Source organism: Enteractinococcus helveticum (assembly GCF_020742345.1).
GTDB classification, from domain to species: domain Bacteria; phylum Actinomycetota; class Actinomycetes; order Actinomycetales; family Micrococcaceae; genus Yaniella; species Yaniella helvetica_A.
On the sequence record NZ_DYXC01000142.1, the window covers coordinates 71781 to 94540 of the forward strand.

The window sequence follows — 22760 nt, forward strand, 5'->3', positions numbered from 1 at the left end:
GCCGCACGGCCACCCTTTCAGTTAAAACAGCGTTACGGGTTTGATGATATCTGCGATGATCAGCAAGATGCCCATAGTTAATAATAGGCCGAAGACGACAACGGTTAGCGGGAACATCTTTGCGATGTCGAATGGCCCGGGATCTGGTTTACCCCGGATCTTGGCCCAGCCGCGGCGGATCGATTCCCACAGGGCCCCGGCGACGTGTCCGCCGTCCAAAGGCAGCAACGGGATGAGATTGAAGACCATCAGTGCGACATTCAGCCCGGCAAGCAGGGATAACAACATGGCTGCACGATCGGTGATGGGAATGTCCTGTTGTGCAGCGGCTTCACCGGCGATGCGGCCCACTCCCACGACAGAAACGGGCCCGGTGGGGTCACGTTCCCCGTCGGTGACGAGGACTTTAGCGGTGTCCCAGAGCTTGACGGGCAAAACAGTTATCACCGAAAATGTGCCGGCAATCTGATCACCGACCAACGAGAACGCTGCGGTGGGTGGCTGTTGTTGATTTTCGACCAATGACGACATACCAATGAAGCCCACCTGTTGAGTTTCAATGTTGCCTGCCGCATCAGTCACGGGACGATCGAATCGATCCAGCACGGGGCGTTGGGTCAAGACCGGGGTGATGGTTTGTTCAATGACCTGACCGTCACGTTGATAGGTGATGGCTGTTTCGGTGTTGGCCCGTTGACGGATGGCGGCGGATAATTCATCCCAGTCCTCCACCGGCCGGTTGTTGAAGTGGGTCACCTCATCGCCGGGTCGCAGCCCTGCTTGCCATGCTGGCGTGGCGGCGTCGTTTGGTCCGCATTCGGTATCGAAGGCATCGGCGCCAGTGGTTTCGGTCATGCATTCAAAAACTTCATGCACTTTGGTTGTGGGGGTCGCGACCCCGACCGAGGTGACCAGAATCGCTGTGATAATCACGGCAATGAGCAGATTCATGAACGGGCCGCCGAGCATAATGATCATGCGCTTCCATACCGGCAGCGAGATAAAGGTACGACCGGTATCTTCTACGGTAAGTTCAGCTGCGGCATCCTCACGAGCCTGGCGAGCCATGGTTTGGAAGTATTGGTTACGCGCCTTGGACGGTGTTTCGCCTGGCTTATTGGGCGGTAACATACCGATCATTGATACGTAGCCACCCAGTGGGATCGCCTTGATACCGTACTCGGTTTCCCCTCTGGTCGTCGACCACAGAGTTTTGCCGAAGCCGATCATGTATTGGGTTACCCGGACGTTGAAGAGTTTTGCGGGAACCAGGTGGCCGATTTCGTGCAGAGCAATTGATACTGCAATACCGACAACCATGATCAGGATGCCGACGATAGCAAGAAGTAGGGTCATAAACGTCCTAGTCGAGCACGACAAGTAGTTCGACGACGGCTAGTAAAAACGCGTCGACTTGTGCTTCGTCGTAGGCTCGGTGACCCTTTTGGGCGCTGAACGTTGCATTACGTACATCGGTCAACCGGATGTGTTCTTCGTCTTGCAGGTGACTCGTGATTCGAGCCATGCAATCGTCAACTTCAGTCATGTCGTAACCTTGGATATTTGGTTCGGCCCGACGGAATTTTTCACCGTGTGGACGTTGGAGCCTCCCCATAAGCTCTTCTAACAGTTCGATGAGCTTCATATCCCATGCTTGCTGCCCGTGGTCAGCAATAAATTCGTCTCGTTCAGCACGTCGGAGGGCATCTTCTAACCGTTCCAGGACCTGGTCGACCTGATCAGGTCGGTAACCACCGCGAACAAGGTCGAAGGTTTTACTTTGGACGATATCTGCGGTGATTCCGGAGTCGGATTCGTATGCTTGGCGCGCGTCGCTGATAAATTCATCGACTTGTTTGGTGTGATAACCAAATTTGCGTTTCGGCACGGCTTCGAAGGGTGAAGTATTTTGAGTCTTAGCAGACACGTAATTTCCTTTGACTGACGCTAGCCCAGGATCAGTGGCAGCGCTACCACGAACAGGGTGTATCCAACGGGGATGGCAAAAGCTACGGAATCAAGGCGGTCCATGACGCCTCCGTGGCCGGGCAGTGTGGTGCCCATATCTTTGACACCAAAGTCTCGTTTTACCATGGATGCAGCAAAGTCACCTGCGGTTGCCGCCAACATGATGACTGTACCGATAATGATGCCCACCCACCAGTCATAGTCCAAGAAGAAATGCGTCAGCAGCACCGAGATGACAACGGCTCCGGAGAGTGAACCAAAAAATCCTTCCCAGGACTTCTTGGGCGACACTTTGGGTGCCATACGGTGCCTCCCCAGAGTTGCGCCGATGAGATACCCGAAGGTGTCGCTGGCGACAGTTGCTAACACGGTGGTCAACAACAATACACTGCCTTCGGTTTCTTGCAGCAGCGTGATACCGAAGGATAGGAAAAATGGCAACCATAGGATGGCCAGTAAAGTTGTGGCCATCGAGGCTGCAGGTCTATCAGGTTCTCCGACGGCGGTCCAGAAGACTGTCAGCAGCATGCTGCCGAATAGCGCAAAGACCATCGCATCGACTCCCCCAAACCAGGCGGCTGCCGGGATGCCCAGTCCAGCGACCCAGCCGGGAGTTAATGCAAGGTGGATATTTCCGGTCTTTGCTACTTGTGCGAGTTCCCAAATGCCCAGGGGCACCAGGACTGCAATAAAAATCGCCAGAAGAATGGGGAACCAGACAATCCCTACCGCGGCGATGCCTAGGAGCACGAGCCCAACTCCGATAGCTGCGGGCAGATCCCGTCCAGCACGCGATTCTTTCGGCGTTGCGCTATGGGCTGGCAGCGGCGCTGATGGTGGCACTTCTGCTGTCTCGATTTGTTTGACCGTCAGGACGGTTGATTCTTCAGGGTCAACATCTGTGGATGGGTCAGACCCAAAATCCAAATCATCGGAGCCGAAATCATCGCCCATCGCTTCGATGGCTTCGGTTTCGTCAAGTACGGCTTCCTGCCGGGCTGCTTTCTTGGCAAGATACGATGCTTGGGCAGCCTCCAGTGCCCGGCGTTCTCGCCGGGTCTGCGGCACGATCATCCCGGTGTCAGGATCACGAACTGGATCGGGAAATCCCTCCAGCTGTGTAATGATCGGTGGCTGCTTTTCAGATTTTGGGTCTGGTATGGACATGCAAGCGAAGGCTGAAAAAGCCTATACCTCCAGCAGTTCTTCTTCTTTGTTCTTCGCCATTTCGTCGATTTGATCGACGTAGCTACGAGTCAGCTCATCGAGGTCTTTTTCAGCTCGACGGCCGTCGTCTTCTCCGATGTCACCATCATCTACCATTTTGTCGATGATCTCTTTAGCCGAGCGACGCGTGTTGCGGATCGAAACGCGATGATCCTCAGCCTTGGACTTGATGAGTTTTACATACTCTTGACGGCGTTCTTGGGTCAGTTCCGGCATAACGACACGAATGACCTTGCCATCATTGGAAGGATTCGCACCAACTTCCGACGACGAAAGTGCAATTTCAATTTCACGCAGTGCACTGACATCAAAAGGTGAGATCAGGATAGTGCGCGCATCTTGAACAGCAAATGAAGCGAGCTGTTGGAGCGGGGTTGGGTTACCGTAATAGTCGACCAGAACTTTTGCATAGAGTCCTGGATTTGCGCGTCCAGTGCGGACGGCTGCGAAATCTTCTTTGGTCGCTTCAAGGGTGCGTTCCATCGCCATCTTGGCGTCTGATAATGCAGATGCGGTCACGGGGTCTCCTTCAATTCATTTATGGATAGGCACTCAGTCTAAATCAGGTAACGACTAGTCACCTCATGGTGTCACCACAGTCCCGATTGATTCACCTAGCAATGCGCGCGTGACATTGCCGTCGCCTTCCATACCAAATACCAACATATCTAAGTTGTTATCTTTACACATTGTCATGGCAGTCAGGTCCATGACGCGGATGTTTTTGACAATCGCTTCATCATACGTGAGATGATCAAATTTTTTGGCATCAGCGTCGACATTCGGATCGGCTGTATAAACGCCATCGACCCCGGACTTGGCCATCAACACCTGATCCGCGCGAATTTCCAGTGCACGCTGTGCTGCCACGGTATCCGTCGAGAAATACGGCAGTCCGGTCCCTGCCCCGAAAATAACCACACGATCTTTTTGCATGTGTCGGATTGCACGTTGAGGAATGTAGGGTTCAGCAACCTGGTGCATGTTGATGGCAGATTGCACTCGGGTATCTACCCCGGCCTGTGTCAGGAAGTCTTGTAGTGCCAGAGCATTCATGACGGTACCAAGCATGCCCATGTAGTCTGCGCGACGACGGTCCATGCCGTTGTGTGAGAGTTCCGCACCACGGAAGAAGTTGCCACCGCCCACGACGATCGCGATTTCCACTCGTCCGGCGGCTGCTGCAATTTGTTCGGCCACAGAGCGGACTGTATCGGGGTCAACACCTATCGAACCGCCGCCGAACACCTCTCCTGAGAGTTTCAGCAGGACGCGACGACGTGATACTTCATCAAGTTGTGAGTTACGCGGACCATCTTGAAGGCCGCCAGGAACGTTGATGGCGGGAGTGTCTGACACGGTAAGACTCCTGTATGTGCAGTTGGGTCGTTGGGCATAAAGAAGGGGTGATCACCAATTGTGGTGATCACCCCCTTATTTAGGTTGAAACGATGTTGGTGTTACCTAGACATTTCCAAACACTATTGTGTCGGAAAAACTGTTAGGCGCCAACACGGAAGCGAGCAAAGGCTAGTGCTTTGGTGTCGGCTTCTTCCAGCACCTTACCAACGGTGGTCTTGGTGTCTTTGGCGAACGGCTGATCCAGCAGCGCAACCTCTTTGAAGTAACCGGTGAGGCGACCTTCAATAATGTTCTGCATTGCGCGTTCTGGTTTACCCTCAGCGCGTGCGGTTTCCTCAGCGATACGACGCTCATTTGCAACGATATCTTCTGGGACCTCATCGCGGCTCAAGTAGGTTGGGCTCATAGCAGCAATGTGGACTGCAACATCATGAGCTGCAGTCTTAGCTGCGTCACTGGCGGCGTCTACTGCTACCAATACGCCAACCTGAGCTGGCAAGTCCGCGGAGGTTTTGTGGAGGTATGGGTCCACATAGGCACCTTCAAGACGTGCGATACGGCGAACTTCAACCTTTTCGCCCAGCAGTGCGCCTTCTTCTTTGACGAAGTCGCCCAGTGGGTTGCCGTTATAGTCAGCTGCCAGGAGGGCTTCGAGGTTGTCAGCACCAGAAGTTGCAGCAACTTCCAGAACAGTGTTACCCAGTTCAATAAATTTATCGGATTTTGCAACGAAGTCAGTTTCGGAGTTGATCTCGATCATGACACCAACGCCATCTTTGACGGTTGCGGCGATAAGACCTTCAGCAGCCGCGCGGCCTTCACGTTTGGAAGCTCCCTGGAGTCCTTTGACACGAATGATCTCTAGTGCTTTGTCGGCGTCGCCTTCAGCTTCGTCGAGGGCCTTTTTTACGTCCATCATGCCCGCGCCAGTACGTTCGCGCAGCGCCTGGATGTCTTTGACTGTGTAATTGGCCATTACAGATATCCCATTCCTTGGAAGTTCGTTGCGGGGTTCACCCGCGAATCTAAAACGAAACGTGGTTGTGGACTAGTTTTGTTCGGTAGCAGCAGGCTGTTCACCCTGTGGTGTGGCTTCAACCTGTTCTGCAGCTTCAACAGTTGCTTCGTCAGCCGGAGCAGCAGTCTTGTCTGCGCCCTCGGTCTGGCCAGCTTCCAGGAGTTCGCGTTCCCATTCAGCCATTGGTTCGGCTGCTGCACCGGTTTCGCCTTTGCCTTCATTGCGAGCCATCAGGCCGTCAGCAACAGCATCAGCGATAACGCGGGTGAGCAGGGCAACGGAGCGAATAGCGTCGTCGTTACCTGGAATTGGATAGGTAACTTCATCTGGATCAGCATTGGTGTCAAGGATCGCAACTACTGGAATGCCCAGTTTGTTAGCTTCATCGATAGCCAGGTGTTCTTTTTTGGTGTCAATGATCCAGACTGCTGATGGAGTGCGGGTCATGTTGCGGATACCGCCGAGGTTAGCCTGCAGTTTCTGCAGTTCGCGTTCCAGCAGCAGAAGTTCTTTTTTCGTGCGGCCGGAGCCAGCAACGTCCTCGAAGTCAATTTCTTCGAGTTCTTTCATACGCTCAACGCGCTTGGATACGGTTGCGAAGTTGGTGAGCATGCCGCCCAGCCAACGGTGGTTGACATATGGCATCCCAACACGGGTGGCCTGTTCAGCGATTGCTTCCTGGGCCTGTTTCTTGGTACCAACGAAGAGGATGTTGCCACCGTGAGCCACGGTTTCTTTGACGAACTCATAGGCGCGGTCGATGAACGACAGCGACTGTTGCAGATCGATGATGTAGATGCCGTTGCGTTCGGTGAAGATGAAGCGCTTCATCTTCGGGTTCCAACGACGAGTTTGGTGGCCGAAGTGGACGCCAGAGTCCAGCATTTCACGCATAGTTACGACTGACATGGTCGCTCCTTTAGGGCTATTTCGCATGTAAAATAGCCAAATAGTTTTCGGTTGATGTATACAGCTGACTTTCTCAGCTTCCTAGCGTGAGCACGAATGCCTCGGGAACACCGTTGACCAGATTTGTCCGGACCGAAAGGTGCCACTGCGACTCGCGGTCGCACACTCACGCGCGTAGTCAATTACGCACCCACAGCAAGTAGGCACACAATTGCTCTGTCAAGCATACCCTATTGTGCACTACATTATTCGCGCAATGTGACGCTTTACACATCATAGGACGGGTCAAGAATCCTCAACACGTAACCATGACTAGCCGGCGGTCTTGGTAGCCGGTAAATCGAATTCGACGACGCTGCCTTGGTCATCTTTGAGTTCAATTTCCCAAAATAAACTGCCATCTTTGTTTTCGAGTTCGATTGACTCCACCGTAGCGTTCGGATACTTCGCGACTGCTTGTGCGAGTCCTTCGGTCAGTGAGACGGTGACCTGTGGAGCGTGTTGGATGTCGTCATCATCTTCTTTGACATCTTTGACTTTGACTACCCCGTCGTGTGCCACATCGAGTTCATGGAGTTTGCCTTCATGAACGATCTCGACTTCGAAGGCATCATCTTCTGCTTCAATTTCAATCATGATGCCGCCTTGGTAGGCTTCCTGGACGGTCGAGAGGATCTGATAGATCGTAGCCAGGTTGCTGTTGCTGGTTTGTGTTGATCCTGGGCTGTCCTTGGAAACGTCCGATTCCAAGAGCTCGCGTTCCCACTCGGCCATCGGTTCTTCTGCGCTGTCACCGCCGCCGCTGTTTCGTGCCAGCAGGCCTTCAGCCACGGCATCAGCGATCACCCTGGTTAAGACGGCCACCGATCGCATCGAGTCATCATTTCCTGGGATCGGGTACGTGACGTCTTCCGGATTCGCGTTGGTGTCAAGGATCGCTATTACCGGGATACCTAGCTTTTTGGCCTCGTCAACGGCAAGATGCTCTTTTTCGGTATCAACCACCCAGATAGCCGACGGCGTGCGGGCCATGTTACGAATACCGCCGAGACTCGATTGCAGTTTCGTGAGTTCACGCTCCAGAAGCAACAGTTCTTTTTTGGTTCGTCCTGAACTAGCGACGTCGTCATAGTCGATTTCTTCAAGCTCTTTCATACGGTCTACTCGCTTGGATACCGTAGCGAAGTTGGTGAGCATACCACCGAGCCATCGATGGTTGACATATGGCATCCCAACGCGCAAAGCTTGTTCCGCGATTGCTGCTTGTGCTTGTCTTTTCGTCCCAACGAACAGAATGTTTCCACCGTGGGCGACCGTTTGTTTCACGAATTCGTAGGCCTGGTCGATCAACGACAAGGACTGTTGCAGGTCAATGATGTAGATCCCATTGCGCTCGGTCAAAATGTAGCGCTTCATCTTCGGGTTCCACCGACTGGTCTGGTGGCCAAAGTGTGCTCCAGATTCCAATAATTCACGCATTGTTACAACAGCCATATCTGCTCCTTCACTTCCTCCTGGTCACCTGTCGAGACATCACACGGTAGGTTGCCGGATTTTTGGTTTTGCATCCATCCTTCAGCTTACTCTGTCCACCGGTTTCCAGCTCAGGTTGAGTTTTCCACAGTTGAGCTCTGCACGCTCCGTCAAGCAGGACGATGCGAGATGCTCGTGCTATGAAGAAAGTATCTGAGGTTGCTTCAACGCCGCCGACTCCCCCACCACGAACATCTGTATTTATCTTATTCGTCCATGCCATGTTATTCGCGTTGTTCTGGAACCCCATTCCACAGGCACACGCTGCCGACGTCGGTGTCAGACCATCAAACGACATCACGGATTGGCGACCACCCGTGGCCAGCGCGCGACCAGGAGATCTACTCAGACCTTTTGTAGCACCGCAGATGCCATGGTCTGCTGCTCACCGGGGCATCGATATCCGAGCATCAACTGCCGAAGTGATAGCCCCGGCAGCGGGAGAAGTCACATTCATTGGTCAGGTCGTTGACCGAGGGGTAGTCACGATTCGGCATCCAAACGGCTTGTTGTCGTCTTTTGAACCCGTAGAGTCCGACCTAGAGGTTGGTGCGGTGGTAGCACCAGGCGATCCCATTGGGATGATCACTGCGGACGCAAGCCATTGCGAAGTGCTTTGTGTGCATTGGGGCGTACGGGTTCCCGATGGGTGGCATATCGGATCTAGCGTACGTGACCTATATATCGATCCAGGATTTTTGCTGGGATGGACTGAACCCTCTATATTGTGGCCGGTGCATTCTGATCCGGTGTCTTAATGTGAGCCAAGCGCCCGACGTCGATAAATATCTTCCGCCAAATTCAGCAGCGCGGCAGCTGAATCGTGCCAACAAAACTCTTGGGCTTGCTGTGCGGCTGCCACGCTGGCTGCAGCAAATCGCTCGTCATCTTCAAGCAGTAGTACACGATCAGCTATCTGACGTGGCAGATCAGAGTCGGCAAGATCCACGAATACTGCGCCAGGATGGTCCGCTCCCCCAATCTCTTGGAAGATTTCCAGGTTGGATAACACCACAGGGGTGCCCTCCGCCATTGCTTCAGCCACCGGGAGCCCATATCCTTCCGATCTCGAAACAGTGACCAATGCCGTGGACTGTCTCAAGATATCCCGATAGTCATGGTCTGAAATCCCATTATGAAAATTCAACTGGGACTCAGCCCCGCCGTGCCGTGTGATTACCTCAATGAGTTCCGTTTGCCGCTGCGGTGAAATCGGTGAGCACAGATGGAGTTGGTATTCCGGTAGATAGCACAAGCTTTGTACCAACGGCTCTACATTTTTATATTCCATGAAAGACCCCATATAGACCAGACTTTTGCTTCGCAGGCCTCTGGGGTCACGCGCTGTCGCCACGGGCTGCGGGGCGTTGGAGATCACATGGACCGGTTTTCTTGTGAGACGGTGTTTTCGAATCAGGCGTTGGGATGTGCGAGATACGGTAGCAACTGCGTCAGCACCATTTAGGAGGAGTCGTTGCGGGGCATAAGAGCTGTGGTACAGGTACCATAATCCCCGCACGATCTGTGGCAAGTCTCTGGGTGGAGTCCGATGCTGATAATAAATCAGGTCGTGCAAGGTCAGAATCAGACCGAATTTTCTGCCTGCCGAACCGATGGTCTGCATTGGTGAGAATACAACGTCTGGTTCGAATGCGTTGAGCTTGTATGCAGCAATCGGCTCGATCAACGATGTAGGTTTATGCAGTGTTACGACGTCCACGGATTCCGGTAGCAGCTCACGTTGTTTCGGGTCATGAATGATGACAGTGGGGCGCAGCTGTTGTGCGACCGCGTGGATGAGTGAGTGACTGAATCGTGAAATTCCGTCGTGGTAGTCGGTTCGAATGTATCGACCATCCATAAAGAACCGCACTACCACTCCAACCGGAAAATAAGTAGGGCGTACCGGACTTGAACCGGTGACCAAAGGATTATGAGTCCTCTGCTCTAACCAACTGAGCTAACGCCCCTTGTTCACCTGCAAACATACTATTTCGAGCCCAGACTCGTTGCTCACGGTGACACAATCAACTAGTCTAGCGCAGCTCGGGCAAAGAAAGCAGCACTGCGACTTCCTCTGATGTTGCACCATGATACATCCGTTCCACAACATCAATAATCTTTTCGTGGCCATGTTGGGCAGCAAACGCATGTGAAGCGTGTCCCATGGCAAGTTGTTCTTCGTTCGAGGCGCCAAGCACGCGGTTCATTTTCTCAGCCATATCCTGCGGATTATAAGGTTCGAACAGATACCCATTGACTCCTTCTGCCACCAGATGCGGCAAGGCCAGCGCATCGGCTAGCACAACCGGTGTCGAAGCGCTCATCGCTTCTAAGGAAGCCAGCGACTGTAACTCAGCTGTACACGGTTGCGTAAAAACATCAGCCCGAAGATATGCCTCTCGCAATTGCTCATCAGACACTAGCCCTCGGAAAATGACCCTGTCATCAACACCAAGGTCTGCAGCCAAATTTCTAAGGTAGTCTCGTTGCTCTCCATCTCCAATGATTTCAGCATGAACATTTAGTTCAGGGTCTGTGAATGTCAAGGCCTTTAACAACACATCAACGTTCTTTTCCACCGCCAATCTGCCAACGAATAGCGCCGTAGGATACGCATGCGGTTCAACGTGTTCATTGTCCTGGCGTTCATACTTCGCTACATCAATCCCATTGGATACGGGCACGACGTAGTCCAGTTGTGCTTTCCGACTCATGTTTTCAGCGGACAAGGGGGTCGGTGTTGTTACGATATTGGCTTTCGACATCAAGCGTCCCATGTCATACCAGGAACGGCTCGAGACGAAGTTCTTGAAGAACTGTGGCCCCGGGATGAAGGGATCCAAGTTTTCGGGCATGAAGTGATTAGTACAGATCAATCGGATGCGTCGAGCTTCGGCCGAGTTTATGGCCGCTTCGCCAATCATGTAATGGCATTGAGCATGTATGACGTCCGGTTCCAGTTGCGCAATGAGTCGATCAATCGCACGTCTAGCATGCCAAGGCATAACGAGGCGGTAATACTCATGCGTTGGGGCTTGCAGAGATTTGATCCGGTGAATAGTGGCCTCTGGTTGCACTTCGACGGCGTCAGGGCCATTAGTGTGCTGGGGTGCCACGATGTGAACATCATAGCCCTTGTGGGTAAGTTCGGTCGCTAGCCGGAAACACGATTTGGCTGCACCGTTTACGTGCGGAGGGTAAGTGTCAGCGGCAATCAGCACTCGGAACGGGGTGTTCTGGTCGGAAGGCACTTAGGGTACGGCTCCTATTGGGTTTCTTCGAGATGATCCTAAGCCAAGGCCAAGTCACAATTACTTGTTTTTCACACAATCACATGACTTCACGAACAATTCCTTTAATCGTTGCCATTTCATAAACTTCATGAGTGTGATTCAAGAAACGTTTCTCGATCAGCTTTGCTTCGCGGACTAAGGTCACGTCGGCGCATCTCGATGGCATTATTCACACCCCTGGTTACATAATCCACGGAAGCAACGATGTGCCCGGCAGCTCCAATTGCCAACACACCGATAGCAATCGTGTGTAGCAGCTGGGGATCCTCCACAAAAGGAGTCTCTGCGAAGAGCAGCAACGGCACGCCAACCATCAACGCAGCCGTTCGTGCTTTGCCTAACAAGGTCACTTTCATCTGTGGGTTACCAGTATAAAGTAACGCCATGATGCCAGCTAGAACGAGGTCAGGCACCACAAGAGTAAACACAAGCCACAGCGGTGCTATACCCGAGAGCACCACAGTGATAACGACAACCCAAAGCGACAGTCGATCAGCCAGTGGGTCGAGCCACTGACCCACTGTGGAGACTTGGTTGAGCTTCCTGGCCAAGAAACCATCAATCCAGTCAGTGGAGAACAATACAACCAGGGTGAGGAGCGCATGCCAGTAGACGCTGTCGAACATAAACCAGACAAATACCGGAACTAATATGAATCTGACCATTGTGATCAGATTTGGGATAGTGAACCAGTCGTCAGTCACCGTGGCTTCACGATGACTGTCAGAGGTGGGGTCTTGCGACCGGTTCATAGCATCCTCAGATTGTGGTGTGAAGTTGAGTTGTAGCACCGACTAGCGACGACGAAGCTTTCGCAACAATACAGCTGCAGTCGTAACAGATGCGCCGAGCACAGTTAGCGGTTGCCAACGATCTTTGACGAATTCAACGCCATCATTAACTTTTTCACCTGCCCGAGCGGCCGAATGATGGGGAGCTAATGGAGAGGTAGCGTGTTCGACTTGTTCCTGCGGAACCTTACCACTGGCGTGTCGGGTAAAAGTATTCAACTGGGCCCGAAGATCAGTCTTCTCGTCGACTCCTGATCGAAGATCACCAAGGTGACGACGACGCAATTCCATTCGATGACGAAGTTGGGCATCAGTTGGCTCAGATTGTGGCAATGAATCTGCCGCTTCCCCCCGACGAACGGCCTTCTTTTGCTCTTGCTGTGCCCGTTTTGCCAGTTCTTTGCGCCGCTGCTTCTCAACGAGCTTCTGTTGGCGGCGTTCTGCTTCTAGTCGGTCGAATTCAACTGGATCGAAAGCGTTGCCTTTGAGGACATAACCAATGTCATGCTTGATACCTCTCACGAGGTCTGGAGAAACCAATGGGAATGTCGACCGGATAACCAAGAGGCCGATCACCAGCAGAATCAACATGACTACGAACGCACCGAGGGCTACCCACAGTGCTGTCTGCCACAGCGGAGCTTCAGACATGAATGCACCAATAAGGGCGACTACCAGTGAGATAAACGTTATCGTTCCAAAGAGGAGACCTGACACGGCCACCCCTACGCCAATGCCACCGCGAATCCCCTTTGATTTGAGCTGTCCGCTCAGCAATGTCAGATTGTCGCTTAACTGCTTAGGAACCAACCGGAACATGGTCGCAAGCAGATCAAGCAGCGAACTCATCCGAGTCTTGGTCGTCACCCGAGGTGCGCCGTTGGTGGTCATTAGTCACTACCTTCATATGTGTAACGCGGTCAAATCTTTGATGTTATCTCTGACCAGTATAAACCGGGAGATCATGATCTTGATATGTGCTCTAGTTTATTAGCCTGATGCTTTGATAACCCAGGAGCAACCTTTGAATCTCCGATAGCGGCATTCTTGATCAAACAAGAAACCTCAGAAGTCCGACGATTGCACAAATCGCACTTTGGAGGACAACAGTTCAATCTCGGGTCGCCTTGAGAGCATTTCTTCAACCCTAGTGAGTGTCTCTTCGATTTGGCTACGATCCCCGCTCACCATCGATACACCCAGTCGAGTTCGTCGGTAAAGCGCAGCATCACCAACCTCGGCAACAGAGATCAAAAAGCGTTTCCTTACCTCGGCAACAAGAGGCCGTACGACAGAACGTTTAGCTTTCAATGACCGGACGTCGCCAAGCAAGATATCAAACTCACTCCAACCTATCCACATGGATATAGCTTGGCGTACGCAATGATGTTTCGGCAACTAAGAAGAGGGGTAGCCCCCTCTTCCATCGACTGTCAGGGCCGAAAAATGAGTGTAGCTAAAGTTTTGAAAACCGAGCGTTTAACCGTACAGAGCACGGAGTGATCAACAATACAATGTACCGGGATTTAGCTGTGAGCAAACGCAAGTAAAAGAGATACAATTCGCATTTGTAGCACTCCGTCAAACGGCGCCCATGAGACCGATGGGCAAGTCATTTTTCTCTACATTTTCAAGTCAGAAAATGAAAAAGCCTCGTCCGACTGGACGAGGCTATCTGGCTCCCCCAACTGGATTCGAACCAGTAACCCCTCGATTAACAGTCGAGTGCTCTGCCGTTGAGCTATGGGGGAAGGCAACAAATAAGTACTATATCAGACCTTTTTCGAAGATGTCTAATCAGTGGATTCTCTAGCTATTTTCAGGGTTTGTTGTGCCCCTGTAGTGCAAATTTCAACCTATAGCCACTAAACTCGAACACCAGTTGGGCCTTGCGAGGACCATCTGCTGAAAACCACTGACAACTGAAGAACCATAGAACAAAGGAGTTAAACCTCGTGTTTAAAGAAAAAGTTTCTAAACGTTCCAAGCTGTACACCGGTTTCGCAGGTATAGCTGCGCTTGCCCTATTTTCTGCTTGTGCAGATGAACCGGCTCAGGAAGAAGAGCCCGTCGATCCGGAAGTAGAACAACAAGATCCCATGCAAGAAGATCCGATGCAGGAAGACCCTGCAGAAGATCCGATGCAAGACGCCCCGGCAGAGGACACCGACACTGAAGGCGGCGATGTTGAAGGCGCTGGCGATGACAGCGCAACATCAACCCTCGGTTTCCTAGGTGCCTCGGTCTCTTGGGGTCTCTAGACCACCCTTAAACCTCCGACAACAGACTCGTTGTTCCGTTCACACCTTGTGGTTCAGGCATAAGTAGGTTTTCAGCTACGGCGTTTCCTGCCCCGAATAATAGTCAATCAATCGGGCGCAGGAAACGCCGTTGATTTTCCAGCTCCACTAGACGTTGTTGGATGACTTGAAACGCTTCTGGCTCCCGCTGCGAGTCTAATCGTTGAAGTCTGCCGATCAGATCTGCTTTTTGCTCGGTGATTTGCATCTCTAACAATCGGTTCATGATATCCCGACAGTAACGCAGCACTTCTTCTTCCGAGGATGCAGGCAACGGTGCAACCGCTAGTTCAGTGACGAAGGAATACAGTGTCTCTGGAACTTCGGCAGTAACGTGTTGCACCCAGTTTGAGGTGTCTTGGGCGTTACGGGCGGCTGCGAGAATGCCTATTTGAATGGCGTTATACACCGGGACTTTAAATTGTGTGGTGTAGAGGGCTTTCCATTGCTCTTGGGAAAGCGTTTCGGGTCGCTGGAGAATGACTTCTAACGCTTCCTTTTCCATTCTGGCAATGGGGTCGCGGAGATCTGGTCGGAAATTCAGTTCCATCTGGGCTGTGGGGTCTTCAGCTGTTTGCGCTTCCTGTTGAGCTCGTGTGAATGATGCTTTGGAGGCTCTTTGGACCGCCTGATGCACGGTATCGACATCCATACCCAACCAGCCGGCCAATTCACGAACATAGCCATCGCGCATTATTGGATCACGGATCTCTTTGACGATCGGTGCAGCATAATGCAGTGCGCCGGTCCGCCCTTCGACCGTATCGAGGTTATATTCCTTCAGGCGCGTCTTGATTGCGAACTCAAATAGTGGTTCACGTGATGCGATGAGTCGGCGAACAGCTTCGTCACCGTAATGTTGTCGTAAATCGTTAGGGTCTTGGCCCTCGGGGGCAACAGCAACGAAGGTTTTAGCCACGATTTGGTTATCGAATTCAAATGCTCGCATGGCTGCCTTTTGACCAGCTTCATCGCCGTCGAAGGTGAAGATGATTTCTCCACCGGATCCGTCGTCGGTGATCAAACGGCGGGCTATTCGAACATGTCCTTCACCAAAGGCAGTGCCACAGGTTGCCACGGCAGTAGATATCCCTGCTAGATGTGCTGCCATGACGTCGGTATACCCTTCAACTACAACTAACTGCCGTTGCCGGGCGATATCATTTTTGGCAAAGTTCAGCCCGTATAAAACCTGCGATTTTTTATACAGACTCGTTTCAGGCGTATTGAGATATTTCGGCCCTTTATCGTTTGGGTCCAGTTGTCGTGCACCGTAGCCGATCGTGTTGCCGGTCATATCTTTGATGGGCCACATCACCCGGTTCCGGAATCGGTCATAGAGCCCTCGTCGGCCTTCGGAAAATAGGCCAGTTTCACTCAGTTCGTCTAGGGAAAATCCCCGCTGTTGTAAATGCGACAGTAGGTTGTTCCATCCCTCAGGTGCATACCCAACACCGAACTGTGCCGCATCTTCTTGGGTGAACCCCTTGTTATGCAAAAACGTTCGGGCTTCTTCGGCGGCAGGTGTAGTGAGCGCATGTTGATAGAACTCATCGGCTATTTGATGTGCTTGCAACATTCTCTGGCGAGTAGCCAACGTGGGACGTTCTGGCGCAGACCCTTCTTCATATTCCAGACTGATATTCACCCGCGCAGCCAAAATCTCAACGGTTTCGGTAAACGAGGTGTGTTCAAGTTCCATCAAGAATTTGATGGCGTCACCAGATTCTTGGCAACCAAAGCAGTGATAAAAACCTTTTGCAGGGGTCACATGAAACGACGGGGTTCTCTCGTCATGAAAGGGACAGAGGCCTTTATACGACCCGATGCCAGCGGAGCGTAGCGTTACATGTTCTTCAACAACAGTTTTGAGATCGGTTGCTTCCAGTACCTTATCGATCGATTCCCGTGTAATGCGTCCTGCCATGGTGCTTAGTCTAGGCCGAAGCTGCCATATGCCAATGCTTGAGAGAACGAAATGTGGATAATTACGTAGCGCACGCTGCTGAGGGCTGAAAGACCACTACGGCAAAGCGTCATGGTGGGCCAAACATTGGCGTGTTTTGGTACTACACCGTATATAATTATAAGTGGTTCGACATCAACAGAACCATCTTCGAAAAAAATAAAAACTAACGAAAAAAGAACGAAGGGTATATAAAGCTATGTTTAAGGATACCAACTCAACCCGTACAAAACTTTTTGCTGGCTTCACGGGTGTAGCAGCACTCTTGCTGTTCTCAGCTTGCAGCGCTGATGATTCAGCAGAACAAACTCCTGCTGATCAGGAGGCTCCGACCCAGACAACTCAGGCTGCACAAACTCCTGAGGAAACAACCGACGATACTCAAACCGCTGACACCACGGAGGAGGCCCAAACCTCTGGTAACGATGCGGTATTCGACGTGATTGATGCTGTCGAGGCCGAATATGACGGCGGTTTCATTGTCGAGGTCGATCGTGACGACAATGGTTCGTCTTATGATGTCGATGTCGTTGTAGACAACGAAGTCATCGAACTGGACGTCACCGCGGAAGGCAACATCTCAGTTGATGAACGTGAAGGTGAAGATGATAAAGTCGCCAAAGCTGAGCGCGCAACTGTAACTGTTACGGATGCCTTGAACGAGGCTTTCAACCAGCACGCTGACGCCACGCTGGATCAAATCGATCTCGATGAAGACGATGGTTCGCTGCACTGGGAAGTTGAGCTCGACGGTGCTGACGGTTCCGATATTGAACTCGACATTCCGGCCACTTAAGCAACCGAAAGAGCGCCACACATTATAGGCCCTCTAACACACGGCGTTTCTGACTGTACGAAAAATACGGTCGGAGACGCCGTTTTGTGTAGCAAGGACCATGACTATCACCGCTGCTGGTTGAACTCGAACTGCTGTCCTACAGTAGACTCATGAGTAATTTTCCAAATGTCGCCATCCGTGAAGCCCAGGCAATGATTCAAGATGCCCAGCGCATCGTCGTGCTAACTGGTGCCGGTATGTCTGCCGAATCCGGTGTTCCGACATTTCGTGATGCTCAAACCGGTCTGTGGGAAAAGTACTCTCCCGAAGAATTAGCCACTCCAGAAGCCATGTATAACCGTCCTGATCTGGTGTGGTCATGGATGTTACATCAAGCTCGCGTAATGCGCTCAGTTGAACCACATGACGGCCACAGAATGCTTGGCAGTTGGCAACGTGAACTCGTCGACAGCGGCGGCGCATTGAACATTGTGACCCAAAATATCGACGATTTACACGAGCGTGGCGGTTCGGAAGTATTGGCCCATTTGCATGGGACAACCTTTACGTTTCGATGTTTTGAATGCCATGCCCCTTCTGACTACCAATTGGAAGATCCCACGGATGAACAACTCCAAGCAACGCCTGCACTTGACCAGTTGATTCTGGAGGAGCCACCAGCTTGTGGGGTGTGCTCCCATGGATTTATCCGCCCCAATATCGTTATGTTCGGCGAGTTGCTGCCCCAACATGCCATGGATGACGCCTTGGAAGCCGTCCGTGCGGCGGATATAGCTATTGTGGTCGGGACATCCAATATCGTGCAGCCCGCAGCGACACTACCGATTGCAGCCTCTGCAACAGGAGCCCGGGTCATCGAGATCAATCCCAACATGACACCACTATCCCAGGACGCCGATCTGTATATTCCAGGCACCGCAGGTACGATTCTCCCGGAGTTATATCCGTGACCAAGGCAATCCAACAGGCTGCAGACCTTGTAGCAACAGCCCGCTCTGTTGCCGTGCTAAGCGGTGCCGGTATGTCTGCAGAATCCGGCATCCCGACATTTCGTGACGCCCAAACCGGAATGTGGGAGCGTTTCGTACCAGAACAGCTAGCCACAGAAAGTGCCTTTCGTGCCAACCCCGCCTTGGTATGGACCTGGTATATGTGGCGCTGGCATTTAGTCAACAGTGTCATGCCAAACGCCGGACACAACGCAATAGGTCACTGGCAACAACACCTGGCAGCAAACCACGGAACACTCACTGTGGCCACACAGAACGTCGATGACCTGCACGAACGCGGTGGTGCCACAGACGTCTTGCACCTACATGGTTCGCTGGGCGCATTTCGGTGCATCGACTGCCATCGTGCCGCGGCATTTTCCCCGGGCGTTCTAGACTACAAGCCCAGGCAAAACTTTGATGACGAGAACCTCTTGACGCCGGTGGCTTGCCAACATTGTGCGACTGGCGTCCTGCGCCCAGCAGTGGTGTGGTTTGGTGAAGCGTTACCCCAAGAGACCTTCCAAAAGGCTATCGATCAATTACGAACCGCAGAATTAGTGGTGGTGATCGGCTCCTCCGGGCTCGTCCAGCCGGCAGCGTCGTTGCCGTTGATCGGCCGCGACGCCGGTTGCATGCTTATCGAAATCAACCCCAGCCCCACCGAATTATCCCGCAGCGCTGATGTCCATCTCGCTTCGACCGCAGCGGTGGCCCTACCGTTGCTGGTTGCAAAGATCGTGTAGCTCAGTTCCGTAGACCAGTGGGCAAGTGCGTTGGATGTGCAGTGCCACGAAGCAGGGTACCGTGCCACATCAGTGCTGAATTATCGGTCAGCGATGCGATCTGATCGATGACTACCCGTTTCTTAGCGGCGTCATTAGCAGCATCTTGCCAGTCATTGGCATACATCGGCTCCAAGTATTGGTCTTCAGTGGTCAGTAAGAACTCAACCAGCTCAAATAATACTTCGCGCTGAGCCTCATAAATTGGTTGACGATGTTCCGAGGACAACACATAGTGTGCCGCAATGCCCTTCATCGTGGCAATCTCTATTGCGGTGTCCGCGGGCACGATCACATCTGCACTGTGCCGGGTCAAGGGGTCATTGCCGTAGGCATCTCGGGTTGCTTCAAAGGCTGCAGTGGAAAACCGTCCGATGAGCTGAGAGGTCATATCTTTGAGTGCGGCGTGCGCGTGTCTGGCTCCATCAGCACTGGCGACCCATGTTGTGGTGGACTCCAACCTGGTTAAGGCCGCGTCGATTACTTCGGCGTCGGTATCGGGTAGGTACCACTGTTGGGTTGTGGCGATCGCACGAGCACGCTGTTCTGGGTTTGCCAGCCAGCCGAGCTGAAACATACCTGACACGATGCCATCTTCGACGTCGTGGACGCAGTACGAAACATCGTCAGCTAAGTCCATGACTTGGGCTTCCATGGATAACCGCTGGGTGGTGATGCCCTTGCGGATCCAAGCGAAAACTTCGGCGTCGTCGTCATAGACGCCAAATTTAGCGGTGGGTTTACCGTGAGATTTTATCGGAGCATCGGGTTTACGCCACGGGTATTTGATGGCGGCATCAAGTGTTGCACGAGTGAGGTTCAGCCCAGCTGATGTGCCGGTATCGGTAATTTTCTTTGGTTCTAACCTGGTCAACAAACGCAGAGTCTGAGCGTTACCCTCAAAACCGCCGATATCGGCGGCGGCCTCATTAAGTGCGGTTTCGCCGTTGTGTCCAAAGGGCGGATGACCAAGATCGTGTGAAAGGCATGCGGCATCGACGAGGTCGGGGTCACAGCCTAATGAGCGCCCGAATTCGCGGCCGACTTGGGCGACTTCTAAGGAATGCGTCAACCGGTTGCGGATAAAGTCGTCGTCGCCAGGTGAGATAACTTGGGTTTTTGCAGCAAGTCGACGCAGTGCGGCCGAGTGCAGAATGCGAGCGCGGTCGCGTTCAAAATCTGATCGATAACTGGATTTGGGTGGCTCCGGTACCCAACGCTCCATGTCCCAGAGGTCATAGCCAGGGGTTTGCGTGGCTTCGCCTGCATAGGGTGGCCGATATTGTGGCCAGAAGAGACTCGGTTGCTGAGTGTTTTTCGGGGCTCTGGGTGTGTGCCCGTTGGATCCTTGACCGATCATACCTATCCGATTATCCCCCTGAAATATCTAGTTCGGCTTCGTGAATTTGTGCCCGATGTTCATCGGTGATGTCCTGAGAGTCCAGCCAGCCTTCGGGCAGGTGTGGTTTTTTAGGTGCACCAGCGCGGCCGCGTGGGCCTTCGGCATCTGCTCCCGGATACGGAACGGTGCGGTCAAGGGTGTCGAGCAATTCGCGCAGCTGGGCTAGGGTTTCAACGGCGGTCAGTGACCGACGCATGTCTCCACCGACCGGGTAACCCTTGAAATACCAGGAGATGTGTTTGCGGATGTCACGCAGGGCTTTGTCTTCATTACCGCCGAATGTGTCGACGAGCAGTTCAGCGTGGCGGTACAACACATCGGCAACCATGCTCTGGCTAGGGTGGAAGCGTTGTTCGGAACCTGTAAAAGCATTTTCGACGTCGCCAAAGAGCCACGGGCGGCCTTGGCAGCCTCGACCAATGACGACCCCGTCAACACCGGTATATTCGATCATGGCCATGGCGTCCTCGGCCGACCAGATATCGCCATTGCCTAGCACAGGGACCTCGGTGACGGCGTCTTTCAGCCGGGCAATCGAGTCCCAGTTGGCTTGACCCGAATAATGCTGGCGCATAGTGCGGCCGTGCAATGCGATGGCAGAAACGCCAACGTCGACTGCACGACGAGCGGCCTGTAGATAGGTCAGGTGGTCTTCATCAATGCCGCGACGCATCTTAATGGTGACCGGAATATTGGCCCGTTGAGCTTCCGTGACCGCACCAGCAACGATGGCGGTGAATAGGTCAATCTTCCAAGGTAGCGCAGAGCCCCCACCGTTGCGGGTGACCTTGGGTACTGGACAGCCGAAGTTCAGGTCAATATGATCGGCGCGGTCTTCTTCCACGATCATACGCACGGCCTTGCGCGTGTACACCGGATCAACGGAGTACAGCTGCACCGAGCGCGGAACCTCATCCTCGTCGTGTTCGATGATCCGCATGGACTCGGGGTGGCGTTCAACTAAGGCACGCGCCGTAACCATTTCCGACACGTAGAGCCCACCGCCGTACTCGCGGCACAACCGGCGAAACGCCGTATTGGTAATACCTGCCATTGGTGCCAGCACGACCGGCACGTCAATGGTCAGGTTGCCGATCTGCAGTGGCGCCAGCTGCATCGCTGCAGCCGATGCAGGCGGGTGTGCCGCACCCTGATCGCCGGTGCCTCGATCACGCGTGGAAAATGCTGGGCCGGGGCCTGTGGTCGCGGTCTTTTGTGAAACGGTAGTCATAACACGTCAAGTATCCCAGATTCCAGTCACAAACACCCAGTCGAGACCTGTGCCTGTGGAGAAATCCCACGTCGAGGTAATCAAGGGCTTTCGGCGTCGTCAACCCAGGGCTAAGTGACGACGCCGGCGAGCATGAGGATGGGTAGTACTAGTGCCGGTGCAGAGAGCATAAAGTTGATCATCCAGTGAGCGATGATGATTGGCAACAGTCGGCCCTGCTTGGTCACGATAATTGCCGCGATACCGCCCCAGACGGTGAAGGCAACGAAGTACACCAGCATGCCCGGGACGGTTGCGGCAAAGAAAATATGTTGGGCGCCAAAGAGCAACGACGTCGTCATGATCGCACCGACGCGTCCTAGGCCGGTTTGCAGACCGTTGAGACCATATCCGCGGAAGACCAGTTCTTCGACCGGGGCGTTGAGCACGATAAACGGGATGACGGCGATCAGGCCGATGAGCAGTAGCCAGGTGGGACTGAGAGGTGCTTGGGCAGCTGGGTTGACAAAGATCGTGCCGAAAGCTTCCGGAGCTTGGGTACCATACATGAGCCACACCGTCCCGGAGACGGCCAGCGCAAACGGCACGTTGAGCACAATGAGCCATAACAAACCCCAGCCAATGTCTTTGACGATACGACCGTGTTGGACGCCCATGGCCGCACGCAGGCTGAGTCCTTGATGGCGATAAAACCTGGCCACCAGTAGGAGACAGACAATATTGACAGGCAACAGGCCCAGGGTGGCCCAGATGGTGTCGGGTGGAAAGGCTGATATACCTCCCGCAGAGCGCAATATGACCCATATCAGGAGGCTGATGACCAGGACCATGCCGAGACGCAGCATCAGCAAACTCCACGCGCGACCGGCCATCGGCATACTTTGGGTGGTGCTGGGCGGAGCTGGTTGAGCGATCATGTCGAAACTCCTCGTGCGTGTCTACACAACCTAACATCGCAAGGCATCTCGAGACACTCATCACAGCCGGAATATCGTTCAGATTTGAAATGTTTTGGTGAGTATGCAGAAAAAACTTGGATTCTTGAACTTTGGGCATTTTGGGTATGACCGCGCGACGCGCACAGTCGATCCCAAAGCGGCTTTTGATGATCAGTTGGCCATGACCGTGGCAGCGGAAGAAGAAGGGCTCGATGGGGCTTGGATTCGGGTGCATCACTTTCAGTG

General features: G+C 53.1%; 21 protein-coding genes, 2 tRNA genes and 1 pseudogene. 5 read left to right on the top strand and 19 right to left on the bottom strand.

The window, feature by feature from the left end:
* Window positions 1-21: 21 nt before the first annotated feature.
* The 8 genes and pseudogenes from K8V32_RS12405 to rpsB (K8V32_RS12440) all read right to left on the bottom strand — a co-directional run.
* Window positions 22-1356 carry a M50 family metallopeptidase gene (locus K8V32_RS12405; protein WP_303907957.1) on the bottom strand — a complete coding sequence of 445 codons (1335 nt, stop codon included), beginning with the start codon at window positions 1354-1356 and terminating at the stop codon, window positions 22-24.
* A gap of 7 nt (window positions 1357-1363) precedes the next feature.
* The gene (locus K8V32_RS12410; RefSeq protein WP_303907960.1) at window positions 1364-1927 is read right to left on the bottom strand and encodes a DivIVA domain-containing protein; all 564 of its coding nucleotides are present in this window, start codon (window positions 1925-1927) and stop codon (window positions 1364-1366) included.
* A 20-nt stretch (window positions 1928-1947) separates the two neighbouring features.
* A complete protein-coding gene (locus K8V32_RS12415) occupies window positions 1948-3135 on the bottom strand; it encodes a phosphatidate cytidylyltransferase (RefSeq protein WP_303907963.1) in 1188 nt (395 codons plus the stop codon).
* A gap of 21 nt (window positions 3136-3156) precedes the next feature.
* Entirely contained in the window at window positions 3157-3684 is a 528-nt protein-coding gene (gene frr, locus K8V32_RS12420) for a ribosome recycling factor (RefSeq protein WP_303908018.1), read from the bottom strand.
* 93 nt (window positions 3685-3777) lie between these two features.
* Window positions 3778-4536 (bottom strand): UMP kinase, encoded by a 759-nt coding sequence (gene pyrH, locus K8V32_RS12425; protein ID WP_303908022.1) that lies wholly within the window; start codon window positions 4534-4536, stop codon window positions 3778-3780.
* 160 nt (window positions 4537-4696) lie between these two features.
* Window positions 4697-5533, bottom strand: a complete 837-nt coding sequence (gene tsf, locus K8V32_RS12430) for a translation elongation factor Ts (protein ID WP_303907966.1) — start codon at window positions 5531-5533, stop codon at window positions 4697-4699.
* A 72-nt stretch (window positions 5534-5605) separates the two neighbouring features.
* Window positions 5606-6484, bottom strand: a complete 879-nt coding sequence (rpsB, locus tag K8V32_RS12435; protein WP_303907969.1) for a 30S ribosomal protein S2 — start codon at window positions 6482-6484, stop codon at window positions 5606-5608.
* Window positions 6485-7228: 744 nt separating this feature from the next.
* A pseudogene (gene rpsB, locus K8V32_RS12440) lies at window positions 7229-7978 on the bottom strand (30S ribosomal protein S2); the annotation flags it as partial.
* Between the two features lie 179 nt (window positions 7979-8157).
* Here rpsB (K8V32_RS12440) and K8V32_RS12445 point away from each other — a divergent pair.
* Entirely contained in the window at window positions 8158-8775 is a 618-nt protein-coding gene (locus K8V32_RS12445) for a M23 family metallopeptidase (protein ID WP_303907972.1), read from the top strand.
* On the opposite strand, the gene K8V32_RS12450 is transcribed toward K8V32_RS12445, so the two are convergent.
* From K8V32_RS12450 to K8V32_RS12480, 7 genes are all read right to left on the bottom strand, one after another.
* The gene (locus tag K8V32_RS12450; protein ID WP_303907975.1) at window positions 8772-9890 is read right to left on the bottom strand and encodes a glycosyltransferase; all 1119 of its coding nucleotides are present in this window, start codon (window positions 9888-9890) and stop codon (window positions 8772-8774) included. The genes K8V32_RS12445 and K8V32_RS12450 overlap by 4 nt on opposite strands.
* 23 nt (window positions 9891-9913) lie before the next feature.
* Window positions 9914-9987, bottom strand: a tRNA-Ile gene (locus K8V32_RS12455).
* A 66-nt stretch (window positions 9988-10053) separates the two neighbouring features.
* The gene (locus K8V32_RS12460) at window positions 10054-11271 is read right to left on the bottom strand and encodes a glycosyltransferase (RefSeq protein ID WP_303907978.1); all 1218 of its coding nucleotides are present in this window, start codon (window positions 11269-11271) and stop codon (window positions 10054-10056) included.
* Between the two features lie 128 nt (window positions 11272-11399).
* A complete protein-coding gene (locus K8V32_RS12465) occupies window positions 11400-12065 on the bottom strand; it encodes a CDP-alcohol phosphatidyltransferase family protein (RefSeq protein WP_303907980.1) in 666 nt (221 codons plus the stop codon).
* A 42-nt stretch (window positions 12066-12107) separates the two neighbouring features.
* Window positions 12108-12995, bottom strand: coding sequence for a phage holin family protein (locus K8V32_RS12470; RefSeq protein ID WP_303907983.1), 888 nt, complete (start codon window positions 12993-12995; stop codon window positions 12108-12110).
* Window positions 12996-13169: 174 nt separating this feature from the next.
* Entirely contained in the window at window positions 13170-13466 is a 297-nt protein-coding gene (locus K8V32_RS12475; protein WP_303907986.1) for a DUF503 domain-containing protein, read from the bottom strand.
* A 314-nt stretch (window positions 13467-13780) separates the two neighbouring features.
* A tRNA-Asn gene (locus tag K8V32_RS12480) sits at window positions 13781-13855 on the bottom strand.
* A gap of 204 nt (window positions 13856-14059) precedes the next feature.
* On the opposite strand from K8V32_RS12480, the gene K8V32_RS12485 reads away from it, so the two are divergent.
* Window positions 14060-14365 carry a hypothetical protein gene (locus tag K8V32_RS12485; protein ID WP_303907989.1) on the top strand — a complete coding sequence of 102 codons (306 nt, stop codon included), beginning with the start codon at window positions 14060-14062 and terminating at the stop codon, window positions 14363-14365.
* Between the two features lie 103 nt (window positions 14366-14468).
* On the opposite strand, the gene dnaG is transcribed toward K8V32_RS12485, so the two are convergent.
* Window positions 14469-16331: a DNA primase gene (dnaG, locus tag K8V32_RS12490; RefSeq protein ID WP_303907992.1), complete on the bottom strand. Its 1863-nt coding sequence runs from the start codon at window positions 16329-16331 to the stop codon at window positions 14469-14471.
* Window positions 16332-16569: 238 nt separating this feature from the next.
* On the opposite strand from dnaG, the gene K8V32_RS12495 reads away from it, so the two are divergent.
* The 3 genes from K8V32_RS12495 (at window position 16570) to K8V32_RS12505 (ending at window position 18904) form a co-directional block, all read left to right on the top strand.
* Window positions 16570-17166 carry a PepSY domain-containing protein gene (locus K8V32_RS12495; RefSeq protein ID WP_303907994.1) on the top strand — a complete coding sequence of 199 codons (597 nt, stop codon included), beginning with the start codon at window positions 16570-16572 and terminating at the stop codon, window positions 17164-17166.
* A 152-nt stretch (window positions 17167-17318) separates the two neighbouring features.
* On the top strand, window positions 17319-18119 hold the full coding sequence (locus tag K8V32_RS12500) for an SIR2 family NAD-dependent protein deacylase (protein ID WP_303907997.1): 801 nt from the start codon (window positions 17319-17321) through the stop codon (window positions 18117-18119).
* Window positions 18116-18904, top strand: coding sequence for an NAD-dependent deacylase (locus K8V32_RS12505; protein WP_303908000.1), 789 nt, complete (start codon window positions 18116-18118; stop codon window positions 18902-18904). Before K8V32_RS12500 ends, K8V32_RS12505 begins: the two co-directional genes overlap by 4 nt.
* A gap of 1 nt (window position 18905) precedes the next feature.
* Here K8V32_RS12505 and K8V32_RS12510 read toward each other — a convergent pair whose 3' ends face one another.
* The 3 genes from K8V32_RS12510 to K8V32_RS12520 all read right to left on the bottom strand — a co-directional run bounded on the left by K8V32_RS12510 (window position 18906) and on the right by K8V32_RS12520 (window position 22493).
* Window positions 18906-20303 (bottom strand): deoxyguanosinetriphosphate triphosphohydrolase, encoded by a 1398-nt coding sequence (locus K8V32_RS12510; protein WP_303908003.1) that lies wholly within the window; start codon window positions 20301-20303, stop codon window positions 18906-18908.
* Window positions 20304-20313: 10 nt separating this feature from the next.
* Window positions 20314-21462: a tRNA dihydrouridine synthase DusB gene (dusB, locus tag K8V32_RS12515; RefSeq protein WP_303908025.1), complete on the bottom strand. Its 1149-nt coding sequence runs from the start codon at window positions 21460-21462 to the stop codon at window positions 20314-20316.
* Window positions 21463-21686: 224 nt separating this feature from the next.
* Window positions 21687-22493 carry a CPBP family intramembrane glutamic endopeptidase gene (locus K8V32_RS12520; protein ID WP_303908006.1) on the bottom strand — a complete coding sequence of 269 codons (807 nt, stop codon included), beginning with the start codon at window positions 22491-22493 and terminating at the stop codon, window positions 21687-21689.
* Window positions 22494-22760: the final 267 nt, after the last annotated feature.

What these genes read in the sequence shown, in the direction of transcription:
- K8V32_RS12500 (WP_303907997.1), top strand. Translation starts at nt 17,319, where the DNA reads ATGAGTAATTTTCCAAATGTCGCCATCCGTGAAGCCCAGGCAATGATT.
- frr (WP_303908018.1), bottom strand. Translation starts at nt 3,684, where the DNA reads ATGGCGATGGAACGCACCCTTGAAGCGACCAAAGAAGATTTCGCAGCC.
- K8V32_RS12445 (WP_303907972.1), top strand. Translation starts at nt 8,158, where the DNA reads ATGAAGAAAGTATCTGAGGTTGCTTCAACGCCGCCGACTCCCCCACCA.
- K8V32_RS12510 (WP_303908003.1), bottom strand. Translation starts at nt 20,303, where the DNA reads ATGATCGGTCAAGGATCCAACGGGCACACACCCAGAGCCCCGAAAAAC.
- K8V32_RS12405 (WP_303907957.1), bottom strand. Translation starts at nt 1,356, where the DNA reads ATGACCCTACTTCTTGCTATCGTCGGCATCCTGATCATGGTTGTCGGT.
- K8V32_RS12415 (WP_303907963.1), bottom strand. Translation starts at nt 3,135, where the DNA reads ATGTCCATACCAGACCCAAAATCTGAAAAGCAGCCACCGATCATTACA.
- K8V32_RS12470 (WP_303907983.1), bottom strand. Translation starts at nt 12,995, where the DNA reads ATGACCACCAACGGCGCACCTCGGGTGACGACCAAGACTCGGATGAGT.
- K8V32_RS12520 (WP_303908006.1), bottom strand. Translation starts at nt 22,493, where the DNA reads ATGATCGCTCAACCAGCTCCGCCCAGCACCACCCAAAGTATGCCGATG.
- tsf (WP_303907966.1), bottom strand. Translation starts at nt 5,533, where the DNA reads ATGGCCAATTACACAGTCAAAGACATCCAGGCGCTGCGCGAACGTACT.
- rpsB (WP_303907969.1), bottom strand. Translation starts at nt 6,484, where the DNA reads ATGTCAGTCGTAACTATGCGTGAAATGCTGGACTCTGGCGTCCACTTC.
- K8V32_RS12465 (WP_303907980.1), bottom strand. Translation starts at nt 12,065, where the DNA reads ATGAACCGGTCGCAAGACCCCACCTCTGACAGTCATCGTGAAGCCACG.
- dnaG (WP_303907992.1), bottom strand. Translation starts at nt 16,331, where the DNA reads ATGGCAGGACGCATTACACGGGAATCGATCGATAAGGTACTGGAAGCA.
- K8V32_RS12495 (WP_303907994.1), top strand. Translation starts at nt 16,570, where the DNA reads ATGTTTAAGGATACCAACTCAACCCGTACAAAACTTTTTGCTGGCTTC.
- dusB (WP_303908025.1), bottom strand. Translation starts at nt 21,462, where the DNA reads ATGCAGCTGGCGCCACTGCAGATCGGCAACCTGACCATTGACGTGCCG.
- K8V32_RS12475 (WP_303907986.1), bottom strand. Translation starts at nt 13,466, where the DNA reads ATGTGGATAGGTTGGAGTGAGTTTGATATCTTGCTTGGCGACGTCCGG.